This window comes from Caulobacter sp. GW821-FHT09B08, from assembly GCF_059418225.1.
The window spans coordinates 929,217-943,358 of sequence record NZ_JBWKPL010000001.1; the positions used below are offsets into that span (position 1 = coordinate 929,217).

A 14,142-nucleotide genomic window follows, 5' to 3' on the forward strand; every position below is an offset into this window, starting at 1 on the left:
ATTAATTGGATGATTTCTGCCGCGCGCTGTTTTGTCAAAGCCGATCCTGGCGACACCTCCTCTCGGGAGGCCGACGGCCCGGTCTATCCCTTCGAGGCCAGGGCCCGCTCCACCGCCGCCAGGGTCACCGGCTCCATGGCGAAATAGCCGTCGCCGGTCGGGTGGACGCCGTCATAGGCCAGGCCGGGCCTCATGCCGCCCGCTCCGTCGTCGAGCACGGCGGTGTAGTCGGCCAGCACGGCGCCACGCTCGGCGGCCCAGGTCCGCAGCCAGGCGTTCAGGGCCGCCACCTTGGCGATGGGCCCCAGGCCCGGCCGCCAGGGGAACTCCGCCGCCGGGGTGACCGTGCCCAGGATCACGGCGATCCCGCTGGCCTGGGCCAGGGTGGTCATGGCCATCAGATTGGCCTGGGTGGCGGCCGGGTCGTAGGGGCCGGCGTTCTGGGCGATGTCGTTGATCCCGGCCAGGACGTGCACCGCCGCCGGCTTCAGCGCCACCACGTCGGGCCAGAACCGCACCAGCATCTGGGCCGTCACCTGGCCGCCGATCCCGCGCCCCAGGAAGCCGTGGCTCGCGAAGAAGTCCGGCCGCGAGTCGCGCCAGCCCTGGGTGATCGAATCGCCAATGAACACCACCCGCCGCCGCTCGGCGGGCAAGTCGCGGTCGACAGCGTTCTCGGCCGCGTAGCGCTGGAGGAACGGCCAGTCGGTGCGCAGCCGCAGCTCCTCCGGGCTCGGGGCGGGCGGGGCTGCGGTCTGGGCCAGCGCCAGGCCCGGGGCGGCGGCCAAGCCCGCCGTCAGCAGGGATCGACGGTCCAGCATCAACGCACCTCCGTTACGGCGGGCGTCACGTTCCACCCTCTCAGTTCCACTTTCGCGCCCACGACCGCGCCCGGATAGCGGACCTCCACGGTCCGGCTCTCGCCCGGCAGCAGCGAGACATAGTTGTCGGCATAGTAGGCCGGCAGGATGCGCGCGCCCTTGGCGTCGACCAGGGTCAGCTTGCCGTTCAGGGCCGGGGCCGAGCCGGTGTTGGCCAGGGACACGGCGACCACCGTCTCCGCGCCGGACTTGGACGACGTCGCCGACACCGTCACCGGCTGGGCCGCCATGGCCGACAGCTTGCGCTCGCCCTCGGCGTCGCGCGCCACCCAGTAGAGGTTGCTCGACAGCGGCGTCCCGTCGGCGGCGGTCAGGTCCAGCCGCACCACCACCGCGCCCTGGGCCAGCGGGCCGGAGAGGTCCAGCACCTCGCCCAGGGCCTTGGCGTTGGCCCCGACGCCGATCTTGGAAGACCGCTCGGCCAGCGGCTTGCCGTCCAGCCCGACCACCCGGGCCCGCAGGGTCGCCCCCACGATCGGCTTGAGACCATTGTTGACCACCGCCAGCCGGTGATCGGCCAGGCTCATCTGCACGTGGACGATCTCCGAGCCCTTCTGGGTTCCGTAGAACGACGCATGGGTGTCGTAGTCATGGCTGAGGATCTGCCACATCGTGCTGGGCCAGGCCGGCTGGGTCATCCACAGCAGGCGCCCCGAAGACTTGGTCCAGAGCTCCTGGTTCATGCCCTCGAAGATCGCCCGGTGGGTCTCGTAGTTCATCAGCTGGGCCTTGCGCTCGAAGTCCTCCAGACTCGTGGGCGCGCCCAGCTTGGCGGTCATGGCGTCGATGAAGGTCTTGGTCGCGCCGTTACCCGTCGGGTGCCAGTCGTGATAGGCCCAGACGTCGCTGATCGGCCAGCGGTCGGGCACGGGCACGGCGGCCTGGAAGGCCTCCAGGGTGGGGAACGACGGCGTGCCGACCTCGACCGAGAAGCCCTTGGCGTGGTCGGTGAAATAGGTCTCCGGCTCCCGATAATTGTAGGGCCCGCTGTTCTGCAGGTTCACCCGGTTGGAGCTGCCGGTGTACCAGCGCGTGCCGTCCAGATCGTGGACCAGCTTTTCCAGCCCCTCGTTGAGGATCGGCTGCGGCACCCCCTCGTTGCGGCCGAACCACAGGGCGATGGAGGGGTGGTTGCGGTAGCGGCCGATCACGTCGGCGGCGTTGGCCAGGAACAGCGGAACGTCCTGCGGCTCCAACTGATAGTCCTGGGTCGAGGCCCAGAAGTCGTTCAGCACCAGCAGGCCGTACTCGTCGGCCAGGTCGTAGAAGACGTCCTCGGTGTTCTGCCCCACCCAGTTGCGGATGACGTTGAGATGGGCGTCGTGGTGCAGGCGGAAATAGGGCTCCAGCCGCTCGCGCGAGACACGCTTTCGCCAGTCGTCCGTGCCCCAGTTGCCGCCGCGCGCGGCGATCTTCACCCCGTTGACCTTGATGACCAGATACGGCGTCAGGCCGGTGTCGGGGATGTCCTTCACCGCCGGCGAGGTCTCGCCGACCTTGGTCAGCGAAGTGGCCCAGCCGTCCGTCACCTTGCGGATGCCCTCGTGGCTGCCGTCGGTGATGTCCTGGCCCAGCTGGCGGGCCTTGGAATAGTCGACCTCGACCCGGCGCAGCTCGCCCTTGGAATCCATCAGCGACAGCTCGTAGGTCATCTGGCGCAGGCCGATGCGGCTGTCCTTCTGGTCGCTGACCTTGCCGTCGACGCTGGCCAGCACCCGCAGGCCGTAGAGCGTCTGGGCGCCATAGCCGTTGGGCCACCAGAGCTTGGGATCGCGGATCGACAGCTGCGGGAAGTCGGCGGGCTTGAACACCACCTCGCCCTGACCCGGCGCCAGCTCGACCTCCTTCTCGACGGCCACGTCGTTGAAGGCCGCGCGGACCTTGGCCCGCACCGGCGCGCCCGTCAGGTTCTGGACGGGCACGGCGATCTCGACCTCGGCGACGCTGTTGTCGGCTTTGGGCAAGGTCGTCACCACATGGGTGTCGCCGATCCGCACATCGCCGGTCGAGCGCAACACCACGTCCTGCCACAGGCCCGTATTGCGGTCGCGGACGCTGGGGATCCAGTCCCAGCCTTCGCTGGCGATGAAGGTCGGGCCGTCCAGGGCCTGCATGCCGCCGTTTTCGCCGACCCCGGCGGTCAGGCTCTCCTCGTGGGCCAGGCCCGGATGCGGCGGCGGCGAGACCTTGACGGCGAGGGCGTTGACGCCGGGCTTCAGCTTGCCCGTCACGTCGAACCGGCCCCGGATGAAGGCGCCCTTCAGCGTGCCCAGCTTCTCGCCGTTCAGCCAGATCTCGGCGGCGTAGTTGATCCCCTTGAAGATCAGTTCCTGGTGACGGCCCTCCTGGCCGGCCGGGGCGTCGAACTCGGTCCGGTACCAGTAATCCTGCTTGTTCAGGCTCTCGGGGATGGCGGTGTTGTTGAGGCCGTAGTCGGGGTCGGGATAGACGCCGCGGTCGACCAGGGTGGTCAGCACCGTGCCCGGCACGGTGGCGGCGTACCAGGCCTTGGCGTCGTAGCCGGGCCGCGACAGCGCTGTCCCGTCGCCGCCGACCTTGGGCGCCTCGGCCAGCGACCAGCGCTTTAGGGTCCAGGCGGCGTCGCCGTCGGCCACAAGGGCAGGTCCGGCATAGGGGGCGATGGCCACGGGCTTGGAGAACGGCGCCTGGCTCTTGGGCCGGGTCCAGGCGTCCTGCGGCGCGACCTGGCCGTACATCTGGCGCACCTGCACCGGCCAGGTCGGGGCGCCGGACTCGTAGACGGTCAGGTCAGGATCGGGCCTGACCGCCGCCAGGGCCTTCAGCTCGGCCGGGCTCAGCGCCCCGCCCTGGGCGGTGAAACCGGCGACCTGGCCGCCGAACGGCGCGGTGCCGTCCACCTTGCGCGGTCCCAGCTGCACGACCGGGGCCGGTCCGATCGCCGGCGCCGCGCCCTCCCCGGCCTTGGCGCCGTCGACATACAGCACCACGCGGGCGCCGTCCGACACGGCCGCCAGATGGGTCCAGGCGCCGGGCTTCAGAGCGCCCTTGGCCTTGACCACGCCCCCGCCGACCAGCACCGCCGGGACACCGCCGTCCAGCACCAGGAAGCGGCCGCCCGCCGGCGCCTCGCCGACCCCGGCCACCACCGTGCGGCCGGGCGCGGCCACGGCGGGTCTGACCCAGCCTTGCAGCGACCACGGGCCGTCGGCGGGCAGGGCCGCTCCGGCCAGCGGCTTGGACAGGCCGTCGCCGCCGCGCGGCAGGTCGGCGTTGTAAGGTCCGTAGACGGATGGTGTCTGGGCAAAGGCCCCGCCTGTGGCCAGGGCGGCGCAGGAGGCCAGCAACGCTAGTCGACGCGCGAACTTGGTCATCTTGTCTTCCTCCTCCGGGAACGGCCTCTGCGGGCCGCTTGGTCAGTGTCAGGGACGGGGCAGCAACCGGCAGAGCGCCCCGTGGTCGTCTCGGGTCGGGACCGGTCCCGACGGGGTGAAGGCCAGGGCCGCGCCCATGCGCCCGACGGCGGGCCAGGCCGCCAGGCCAGGGCCGTTGGGATCGCCGGTCCGGGCGAAGTTGATCCAATAGGCCTGCAAAGGCGGCCAGGTCGCCGCATCCGATCCGGCGGGCGGCGTGTCGAACACGAACGGCAGTTCCGAGCCATGGCGCACGGCGCCCGAGCCCGGCGCGGCGACGTTCAGGTCGTAGCGCCAGACCGGCGCGCCGGCGGCCGCCTGGCGGCCGGCCACCCAGATGGCCGGGCAGCGGAAGCCGGTGTCGGTGGCGATCTGGTCGGCGTCCGCGTCCGAAACCGGCTCGCCCGCCTTGATGCCGTAGAAGGCCAGGGCCTGGCCTGCCCCGGGACCGTACTCGGCCGCGATCCAGGTCCGGGCGTTGGCCGCGCCGCCGTACAGCGACAGCTCGCTCGCGCTATTGCCGATGATCAGCGGGACCTTGGCCTGGCGACCGGCCGCCAGGGTCTTGGCCGGGGCCTCTCGGATCACCGCCCCGTCCACCACCGCCTGCAGCCAGACGAAGCCGTCGTCGGCGATGGGGGGCTTGAGGCCCTCCGAGGCGTCCAGGATGGCGGGACCGGACACGGCGCGCAGGCCGGCCAGGTCTTTCGCTCCCGCCGCCTTGGCCAGGTCCAGGCCCAGCTTTTCGTTCTGGGCCAGTGAGCGCGGCGGCAGGCCGAAGCCCGCCGTGCCGCTCTGCTCGACGGCCTTGTGGAACAGGCCGCGCGCATCCGGCGCCAGCAGCAGCAGACCCACATCCTGGCCGCCCGCCGAATGGCCGACGATCGTGACATTGCCCGGATCGCCGCCGAACCTGGCGATGTTGTCCCGCACCCAGCGCAGGGCGGCGATCTGGTCCATCAGGGCGTAGTTGCCCGAGGCGCCCATGCCCTCGGCGGTCAGCCCCGGGTGCGACAGGAAGCCGAACGCGCCCAGCCGGTACTGAATCGAGACCAGCACCACGCCCTGTTCGACCAGCCCCGACTCCACCGTGCCCCGCGCCGATCCAGCCCGATTGGCGCCGCCGTGGATCCAGACGATGACCGGCAGCTTCGCGTCGGCCTTCAGGCGCGGCGTGCGGAGGTCGAGATAGAGGCAGTCCTCGCGGCTGTCGGCGGCGTCCTTGGCGTTCCAGCCATAGGACCGCTGCAGGCAGGGCGCGCCCGAGACGACAGCCTCGCGGGTCCCGCTCCAGGCGGCGACGAGTCCAGGCGGCTTCCAGCGGCGCTCGCCCACCGGCGGAGCGGCGAAGGGCACCCCGCGAAAGACCGCGCCCTCGCCCCGGGCCTCGCCATGGATCGTGCCGCCGGTGACGGCGATGTCGGGGGCGGCCAGGGCCGAACAGGACGCCGCGCCGAACGCCAGCAGGGCGGTCAGGGCGACGGCGGCGATGTCAGGCCGCGTCATGGGCCCCGGCCTGGACTTGGGCCTCGGCCAGAGTCCACAGCCGCGCCGCGCCCCGCACGCCCGAGGAGTCGCCCCAGCGGGCCGGGGCCAGGCGGGCCCGCCAGCCGTCGGAGAAGACGTGCGGCTCGATGAAGGCGGGCAGGCGCTCGTAGATCTCGGCCACGTTCGACAGGCCGCCGCCGAACACGAAGGCGTCCGGATCGGCGATGTCGCAGATCACGGCCAGGCCCCGGGCCAGGCGGTCGAGATAGCGGTCGAAGCTGGCGGCGGCGGCGGGCTCGCCCGCGCGGGCCGCGTCGATGATCGCCTCGCCGCTCAGGTCCTGGCCGGTGCGCTCGGCATGGTCGCGACGCAGGCCGGTGCCCGAGATCCAGGTCTCCAGGCAGCCGTGACGGCCGCACCAGCAGGCGGGACCGGGCGATTCCTCGGGCTTGGGCCAGGGCAGCGGGACGTGGCCCCACTCGCCGGCCACGCCGTTGGCGCCCTCGACCAGCTTGCCGTCCACCACCAGCCCGCCGCCGCAGCCGGTGCCGACGATCACGGCGAACACCACGGCCAGGCCGGCGGCCGCGCCGTCGACGGCCTCGGACAGGGCCAGGCAGTTGGCGTCGTTGGCCAGGCGCACGGGACGGGCAAGGCCCGTCTCCAGGTCCTCGCGGAACCGGCGGCCGTTCAGCCAGGTGGAATTGGCGTTGCGCATCACACCCGTGCGCGGCGACACCGAGCCGGGCGCGCCCACGCCGATCGAGCCGCGCCCGCCGGCCTGCTGCTCGACCTGGCCGATCAGGTCGCGGACCGTGGCGATGGCGGCGTCGTAGGATCCGGGATTGGGGGCGCGCACCCGCGCCAGGAACCGGCCGTCGGGAGCCAGGGCGGCGGCCTCGATCTTCGTGCCGCCAAAATCAACGCCGACCTGAATCAAGCCGAATTCCTCCGCCCTTCGGAGCCCGCGCTGCGACGCGCTTCCGATCAGGGCTCAATAGTCAGCCGCGCAGAATAAAGAAAGCAATTTAAATAATCCATGGCAAACGCCCCGCTATCGCCCGCAGCCGAGGCAATGCTAGTAAGGCCATTCGTCAAATCACCGGATGCCGTCCTTGGAAGCCACGCGGAAGTCGAGCCGGAAGCGCGCCACGGGAACCAGCCTGTCGGGCGCCAATCTGGAGCGGGTCGGCGACCACAATCAGCGGGTCATCCTGCAGGCCATCCGGGTGGGCGCGCCGATCACCCGCGTGACCCTGGCCCAGATCAGCGGCCTGACCCCGCCGGCCGTGGCCAACATCACCAAGCGCCTGCTGGACGACGGCCTGATCCTCGAGGCGGGCCGGGTGCAGGGCGCGCGCGGCCAGCCGGCCATGAACCTGACGGTCAATCCCGACGGCTGCCTGTCGATCGGGGTCAATATCGACCGCGACCACATCACCGTCGTGCTGCTGGACCTGATGGGCGTGGTGCGGGCCCGGGCCAGCCAGGAGATCGAGTTCCCCCTGCCGGCCGACGTGGCCAAGTTCTGCAAGACCCAGATCCGCAAGATGCTGGCGGCCTGGAAGGACGCCCCGCCGCGCCTGGCCGGCATCGGCGTGGCCCTGCCCGACGACCTGGGCCGGGTGGACCTGCCCCACCGTCCCGCCGAGTACGACGTCTGGAGCTCGGTCGACGTCGCCAAGCTGCTGGCCGACGTCCTGCCCCTGCCGGTCTATCTGGAGAACGACGCGGCCGCGGCCGCCCTGGGCGAGCTGCAGTTCGGCCACGGCCTGCGCAAGCCCAGCTTCTTCTACGTGCTGGTCTCGTCGGGCCTGGGCGGTGGCCTGGTGGTCGGGGGCGACTACTTCCGGGGCGCCCAGGGCCGCAGCGGCGAGATCGGCTTCCTGCCGGTCAGCTCGCCCCTGACCTCGGCCCGCTCGCTGCAGGAGGTGGTGTCGCTGTCGGCGCTGTACGCCCACCTGGAGGCCGGCGGCTTCACTGTGAGCCGCCCCGACCAGCTGACCGACCTGCCGCCCAAGGGCCAGACCCTGGTCGAGGCCTGGATCGCCCTGAGCGCCGACCTCCTGGCCCAGCCGTTCGTGGCCATCAGCTGCGTGGTCAATCCCGAGGCCATCTATGTGGGCGGCCGCCTGCCCGACGACCTGATCGACCGGCTGGTGGCGGCGGTCAACGCCCGGCTGGCCAAGGTCGAGGCCGTGCCCGCCCTGGCCAGGGTGGAGCGCGCCGCCACCTCGGCCGACGGCCCGGCGGTAGGGGCCGCCCTGCTGCCCTTCCAAGCCCAGCTTCTGCCCTCGCGCTCGGCCCTGATGAAGACCGGCCAAGGCTGATCGTCCGGCTACGGACTATCAGGCCAACTTCAGCGCCCGCCGCTCGACCGAGAGGCTGAGACCCGCCAGGGCCAGGGCCGACAGGGGCACGACGGCGGCGACCAGGGGCACGGCGGCCAGGCCCGGTCCGTGGGCGATCACCGCCCCGCCCAGCCAGGCGCCGAAGGCGTTGCCGAGGTTGAAGGCGGCGATGTTCAGGCTGGACGCCAGGCCCTGGCCCGCGCCGCCCGCCTGGGACAGCACCCGCATCTGCAGCGGCGCCACCGTGGCGAAGGCGGCCGCGCCCAGCAGGAAGGCGGCGACCACCGCGCCGATGCGGTCATGGAAGCCGAAGGCCGAGGCGACCAGCACGACGGTCAGGATCGCCAGACTCCCCACCAGGGCCGGCCCCAGGGCCTTGTCGGCCCAGCGGCCGCCCAGCAGGTTGCCGCCGACCAGGCCCGCGCCGAACACCAAGAGGATCGGCGAGACCGCGTCCTTCGAATAGCCGGCCAGTTCGGTGAGGATCGGCTGGATATAGGTGAACACCGCGAACACGCCGCCGAACCCCAGAACCGTCATCACCAGGCCCATCTGCACCTGCGGCCGGGCCAGGACGGCGAACTCCTCGCGCAGTGGACCCGGCGCGGCGACGTCCTTCTCGCGCGGGACCAGGGCCGCCAGCACCACGAAAGCGACCAGGCCGATCGCGCCCACGGCCCAGAAGGTGGCGCGCCAGCCATAGGCCAGGCCCAGCCACGAGCCGAACGGCACGCCCAGCAGGGTGGCCAGGGTCAGGCCCGTGAACATGATGGCGATGGCCGAGGCCTTGCGCTCGGGCGCCACCAGGCTGACGGCGACCAGCGAGCCGACGCCGAAGAAGGTGCCGTGGGCCAGGGCGGTGACGATCCGCGCGGCCATCAGCAGGCCGTAGCTGGGGGCCAGGGCGGCGGCGATGTTGCCCAGGGTGAAGATGGCCATCAGCACCAGCAGGGTGGTCTTGCGCGGCAGTCGGCGGGTCAGGATGGTCAGGATCGGCGCGCCGACGAAGACCCCCAAGGCGTAGCCGGTCATCAGGAGACCCGCCTGGGGGATCGAGACGCCGAGATCGGCCGAGACCTGCAGCAGCAGGCCCATGATCACGAATTCGGTGACGCCGATCCCGAAGGCGCCGACGGTCAGGGCGTAGAGGGCGAGAGGCACGATACGGGCTCCGATACGATGTCGAGCCGCAAAGCTAGTGCGCCGCCCTTCCCCGGATTAGGGGACCTGCGGGACAGGGATCTTTGCGCCGGGATCACAGATCGATCCTCGAGGCCGCAGACTGAACGTCCTAGCCGTCCCGAAATTGTAGGATTCCGCCCGCTTGTGCGCCCAGCACGCGCGATCGCTCAGGCCGCGCCGATATAGCCCAGGCTGGCGGCGCGATGGACGGTCTGGGAACGGCCGGCCACGCCCAGCTTCTCGGCCGCGTTGATCATGTGGAAGCGGACCGTGGGGGTGGCGATCTGGACGATGGCGGCGATCTCGCCGTCGGTCTTGCCCGCCGCCGCCCATTTCAGGCACTGGATCTCGCGGCGGGTCAGCCGCGCCATGTCCTTGCGCGCGCCCAGGGCCGCCTCCTGGTAGGCGGCGGTCAGGCGCAGGGCCAGCAAATGGCACTGCTCGGCCCGCGCGGCGAAGATCGCCCCGACGTCGACGGCGGCGTCGGGCGAGGCCCAAACCACCGCCCCGATCGTGCCGCGCGGCAGATAGGCCGGGGCGACGATGGCCGTGCCGACCCCGAACATGTCGCACGGCTCTATCACCCCCATCGCCTGGGTCCAGGCCGCCGGACGCCAGGTCTCCAGCCGCCCGTCGCGGAAGAAGAACGGCTCGGAGGTCAGGCGGGCGGCGAAGACGAAGGGCGCACGCAGAGCGAAAGCTCGGTCGCGCCAGTATTCCAGCTCCGGATCGATCCAGCGGAACAGGGTCTCGGCCAGGGGCCGGCCGTCGGCGCCGAGCATGGGCTTGGGGCTGGAGATGTCGGCGCTGACGGCGATGAACGGCAGGCCCACGGCCCGGCCCAAAGCCTCGACCTGCCGCGCCAGATCCTCCACCAGCGCGAGGTTTTCGCCCATGGGTCTCGCCTCTTTTTCCGCCCCGGAGGACGATGATCTCAAGGCGGTCGTCGCGCAACGATCCCCGACGTCAACGCCCTATCAGTTCCGATAGCTTGCGCCGTCCGGCGGCTTTGACGAGCCTTGCACGGAGCGGCGCGAGACCGCCCCTGGGGACGCCGGCGAGGTGACGCGTGGAGCTTGAACTGTCGGCCGAAGACCTGGCCTTCCGCGACGCGGTGCGCGCCTTCCTGGACGCCGAGCTGACGCCTGAACTCGCCGAAGCCGGCCGCCGGATGACCAGCGTCTTCAGCGACAAGGCCCACAGCCTGGCCTGGCAGAGGATCCTGCACGCGCGCGGCTGGGTCGCCCCGTCCTGGCCGGTGGAGTACGGCGGACCCGGCTGGAGCGTGATCCAGCGCCACGTCTTCGCCGCCGAATGCGCCCGGGCGGGGGCGCCGAGTCTCGCGCCCATGGGGCTGAAGATGGTGGCCCCGGCGATCATGGCGTTCGGCACGCCGGCCCAGAAGGCCCACTACCTGCCACGCATTCTGTCGGGCGAGGACTACTGGTGCCAGGGCTATTCCGAGCCCGGCTCGGGGTCGGACCTGGCTTCGCTGTCGCTGCGCGCGGTGCGTGACGGCGACGACTACGTGCTGACCGGCTCGAAGATCTGGACCACCCACGCCCACTGGGCCAACAAGATGTTCTGCCTGGTGCGCACCTCGACGGAGGGCCGGCCTCAGGCGGGGATCACCTTCCTGCTGCTGGACATGGACAATCCGGGCATCAGCGTGAAGCCGATCGTCACCCTGGCCGGCGAACACGAGGTCAACCAGGTGTTCTTCGACGAGGCCCGCACGCCCGTCGCCGACCGGCTGGGCGGGGAGAACCAGGGCTGGGCCGTGGCCAAGCACCTTCTGGAATTCGAGCGCGGCGGCGGCTACGGCCCGGGGCTGGAGGCCATGCAGCGCTGCCTGCGCGCCTGCGCCGAGCAGGAGGCCGGCGACGCCACCGACATCCTGCTCGACGATCCCGACCATCGCCGCCGCCTGGCCGAGGCCGAGATCGCGGGCCTGGCCATCGACATCTCCGAGCGCCGGGTGCTGAGCGCCCTGGCCGGCGGCGGCAATCCGGGCCCGGCTTCCTCGCTCCTGAAGCTGCAGGGCTCCGAGGCCCTCCAGCGTCTGGACGAACTGGCCGTCGACGGCCTGGGGGCCTATGGCGCGCCGCACCAGCCCCAGGCCCGGGCGGCGGGCTCGAACCTGACGCCCATCGGCCCCGAGCACGGCCTGACCACCATGGCCCGCTATCTCAACAACCGCGCCGCCTCGATCTACGGCGGCTCCAGCGAGATCCAGCGCGACATCATCGCCCGCCAGATCCTGGGGCTTTGAAGGCGTCGCGCGAGGGCGCCCCTATCATTTCCGATAGCTTGTTCGCCTTGCGCTAGCCCCGCACGCTCCACTCAACGCCAGCGTCCCATGAAGGCGCGGCATGAGGGAGGAACAACAATGTCCGGACCATCGCGTCTGCCGCTGATCTTGAGCGTCTCGGCCCTGGCCCTGCTGGCGGCCCTGCCCGCCGGGGCGCAAGCCCAGACTCCGTCGAAGACCGAGCCCTTCACCATCGAGACCCTGGTCGTCACGGCCCAGCGCCGCGAAGAGACCGCCAACAGCGTCGGCATGCCGATCCAGGCCTTCAGCGGCGAGACGCTGCAGAAGCTGCGGGTCACCGACCCCAAGGACCTGACGGCCATCGCCCCCAGCTTCACCGTCTCGCAGAGCTATCAGGGCGTGCCGACCTACACGCTGCGTGGCATCGGCTTCAACACCATCAACCTGTCGGCCACCTCGACCGTGGGCACCTATGTCGACGAGGTCGCCTACGCCTATCCGTTCATGAACACCGGCCCGATCTTCGACCTGGAGCGGGTCGAGGTGCTGAAGGGGCCGCAAGGCACGCTCTACGGCCGCAACACCACCGCCGGCCTGGTCGACTTCGTGACCAACAAGCCCACCGAGACGTTCGAGGGCGGCTTCACCGTCGAGGGCGGCAACTACCAGACGCACAATATCGAAGGCTTCGTCAGCGGGCCGCTGGCGCCGCGCCTGCAAGGCCGCCTGGCCTTCCGCTCGGAGGACAGCGACGAGGGCTGGCAGATCAGCAATACGCGCGGCGAGCGCCAGGGCGAGAACCACCGCGACGGCTGGCGCGCGGCCATCGCCTTCCAGCCCACCGACAAGGCCGAGTTCGAACTTTCCTATTCGGGCTGGATCAACAAGTCCGACACGGTGGCCGCCCAGGGCATCGGCTTCACCCCGGCCACGGCCGCCAGCCCGTTCAACGCCCCGGGGCTGGTCAACTACATCGCCACCCACGCCCCCACCAAGGCCAGCCAGGCCGACTGGGTCTCGCGCACCGCGCGGGGGACCGACATCGGGGCGGGCCTGGGTATCGGCGGTCCGGCCCGCGAGGACGACCGCATGGACGCGGTCAAGCTGAAGGCGGTCTGGGACCTGACCGACTCCGTCCGCCTGGTCTCGCTGACCAGCTACAACAAGCTGACCCGCGACGCCGTCTTCGACTGGAGCGGCGCGCCCTACGAGATCCTGATCCAGGACGCCCACGGCGAGATCGAGTCCTCGGCCGAGGAACTGCATTTCGAGGGCAAGACCGCCAAGGGCTCGTGGCTGGTGGGCGCCTATGTCGCCCATGACGAGCTCTTGGACAGCAACCGCACCCTGCTCGGCCAGAACGCCAATGTCGGCCTGGTGCGCTATTACGGCTCGACCCTGCTGGCCACGCCCTTCAACAGCGGCGGCTATACGCCCCTGCAGATGAGCCAGGCGTTCCGCACCTACGAGGACATCGGCAATATCGAGACCGACACCTGGAGCGTCTTCGCCAATGTCGACCACCAGCTGACCGACGCCCTGAAGCTGACGCTGGGCGTGCGCTACAGCCAGGACAAGCAGGACTTCGCCGGCTGCTCGCGCGACTTCAACGGCGACATGCTGCCCAACGTCAATGTCGTCAACCGCGCCCTGTTCTTCGCCGCCTACGGCCTAGTGGCGCCCATCAGCCAGGGCCAGTGCAACACCTTCGACCCCGCCACCAAGACCTTCGGCCTGGTCAAGTCCAAGCTGGACGAGGACAACCTGGCCTGGCGCGTGGCCCTGGATTGGAAGGCCAGCGAGGACGTCCTGCTCTACGGCTCGATCTCGCGCGGGGCCAAGGCCGGCGTCACCCCGATCAACGCGGCCAATATCTCCACCCAGGACGCCCCGGCCAATCAGGAGCTGCTGACCGCCTACGAGCTGGGGATGAAGGCGGCCCTGGCCGACCGCCGGGTGCAGCTCAATCTCAGCGCCTTCTATTACGACTACACCGACAAGCAGCTGAGCGTGTATTTCGCCGACCCGATCTACACGGCCCTGTCGCGCCTGGCCAACGTGCCCGACTCCAACGCCTACGGCCTGGACGGCGACCTCACCTGGCGGCCGGTGCGCGACTTGACCCTGATCGCCTCGGCCACCTGGCTGCACACCGAGGTCAAGGGCTATACCGGCATCAACGCCGCCGGCCAGCCGCAGGACTTCGACGGCCAGCCGTTCCTCTACAGCCCCAAGTTCCAGGGCGGGCTCACGGCCCTGTTCGACCACGACCTGGCCAACGGCCTGAAGCTGAACGCGACCCTGAACGGCCGCTGGCAGGACAAGTCATCGGCCGACCTGGAGGGCAATCCGCTGTTCGCGATCGACAGCTACGGCCTGCTCAACGCCAGCGTCGGCGTCTCCAGCCCCGAGAAGGGCTGGGACCTGTCGGTCTGGGGCCGCAACCTCACCGACGAGTACTATTGGACCGCCGTCAGCAGCAACGCCAACGTCGTGGTCCGCTTCCCCGGCAAGCCGCGCACCTACGGCCTGTCGCTGGGCGTGAAGTTCTGATCATCCGGACGACTTCGGCGTGA

General features: G+C 70.7%; 9 protein-coding genes. 3 read left to right on the forward strand and 6 right to left on the reverse strand.

What is annotated here, in order from left to right; translation table 11 throughout:
* Positions 1 to 83: 83 nt before the first annotated feature.
* Genes AC07OA_RS04410 through AC07OA_RS04425 form a run of 4 tightly spaced genes read right to left on the reverse strand, consistent with a single transcriptional unit; the run spans position 84 to position 6,701 of the window.
* Entirely contained in the window at positions 84 to 821 is a 738-nt protein-coding gene (locus AC07OA_RS04410; protein WP_494662542.1) for an SGNH/GDSL hydrolase family protein, read from the reverse strand.
* Positions 821 to 4,234: a glycosyl hydrolase 2 galactose-binding domain-containing protein gene (locus AC07OA_RS04415; RefSeq protein ID WP_494662543.1), complete on the reverse strand. Its 3,414-nt coding sequence runs from the start codon at positions 4,232 to 4,234 to the stop codon at positions 821 to 823. Before AC07OA_RS04415 ends, AC07OA_RS04410 begins: the two co-directional genes overlap by 1 nt.
* Positions 4,235 to 4,282: 48 nt before the next feature.
* A complete protein-coding gene (locus tag AC07OA_RS04420) occupies positions 4,283 to 5,779 on the reverse strand; it encodes a carboxylesterase/lipase family protein (protein ID WP_494662544.1) in 1,497 nt (498 codons plus the stop codon).
* The gene (locus tag AC07OA_RS04425; protein WP_494662545.1) at positions 5,766 to 6,701 is read right to left on the reverse strand and encodes an ROK family protein; all 936 of its coding nucleotides are present in this window, start codon (positions 6,699 to 6,701) and stop codon (positions 5,766 to 5,768) included. Before AC07OA_RS04425 ends, AC07OA_RS04420 begins: the two co-directional genes overlap by 14 nt.
* 166 nt (positions 6,702 to 6,867) lie before the next feature.
* Here AC07OA_RS04425 and AC07OA_RS04430 point away from each other — a divergent pair, with 166 nt between their 5' ends.
* Positions 6,868 to 8,091: an ROK family transcriptional regulator gene (locus tag AC07OA_RS04430; protein WP_494662546.1), complete on the forward strand. Its 1,224-nt coding sequence runs from the start codon at positions 6,868 to 6,870 to the stop codon at positions 8,089 to 8,091.
* Positions 8,092 to 8,109: 18 nt separating this feature from the next.
* Here the strand turns inward: AC07OA_RS04430 and AC07OA_RS04435 are convergent, their stop codons facing one another.
* Positions 8,110 to 9,273 carry an MFS transporter gene (locus AC07OA_RS04435; RefSeq protein ID WP_494662547.1) on the reverse strand — a complete coding sequence of 388 codons (1,164 nt, stop codon included), beginning with the start codon at positions 9,271 to 9,273 and terminating at the stop codon, positions 8,110 to 8,112.
* 188 nt (positions 9,274 to 9,461) lie between these two features.
* Positions 9,462 to 10,190, reverse strand: coding sequence for a helix-turn-helix transcriptional regulator (locus AC07OA_RS04440; RefSeq protein WP_494662548.1), 729 nt, complete (start codon positions 10,188 to 10,190; stop codon positions 9,462 to 9,464).
* A gap of 173 nt (positions 10,191 to 10,363) precedes the next feature.
* On the opposite strand from AC07OA_RS04440, the gene AC07OA_RS04445 reads away from it, so the two are divergent.
* Complete coding sequence (locus AC07OA_RS04445) at positions 10,364 to 11,566, forward strand: acyl-CoA dehydrogenase family protein (RefSeq protein ID WP_494662549.1); 1,203 nt, start codon at positions 10,364 to 10,366, stop codon at positions 11,564 to 11,566.
* A 117-nt stretch (positions 11,567 to 11,683) separates the two neighbouring features.
* Positions 11,684 to 14,119, forward strand: coding sequence for a TonB-dependent receptor (locus AC07OA_RS04450; protein ID WP_494662550.1), 2,436 nt, complete (start codon positions 11,684 to 11,686; stop codon positions 14,117 to 14,119).
* The last annotated feature ends 23 nt before the right edge of the window (positions 14,120 to 14,142 follow it).

Excerpts from the sequence above, each read along its gene's own strand:
- AC07OA_RS04430 (WP_494662546.1), top strand. The coding sequence starts at position 6,868 with ATGCCGTCCTTGGAAGCCACGCGGAAGTCGAGCCGGAAGCGCGCCACG.
- AC07OA_RS04415 (WP_494662543.1), bottom strand. The coding sequence starts at position 4,234 with ATGACCAAGTTCGCGCGTCGACTAGCGTTGCTGGCCTCCTGCGCCGCC.
- AC07OA_RS04440 (WP_494662548.1), bottom strand. The coding sequence starts at position 10,190 with ATGGGCGAAAACCTCGCGCTGGTGGAGGATCTGGCGCGGCAGGTCGAG.
- AC07OA_RS04420 (WP_494662544.1), bottom strand. The coding sequence starts at position 5,779 with ATGACGCGGCCTGACATCGCCGCCGTCGCCCTGACCGCCCTGCTGGCG.
- AC07OA_RS04410 (WP_494662542.1), bottom strand. The coding sequence starts at position 821 with ATGCTGGACCGTCGATCCCTGCTGACGGCGGGCTTGGCCGCCGCCCCG.
- AC07OA_RS04450 (WP_494662550.1), top strand. The coding sequence starts at position 11,684 with ATGTCCGGACCATCGCGTCTGCCGCTGATCTTGAGCGTCTCGGCCCTG.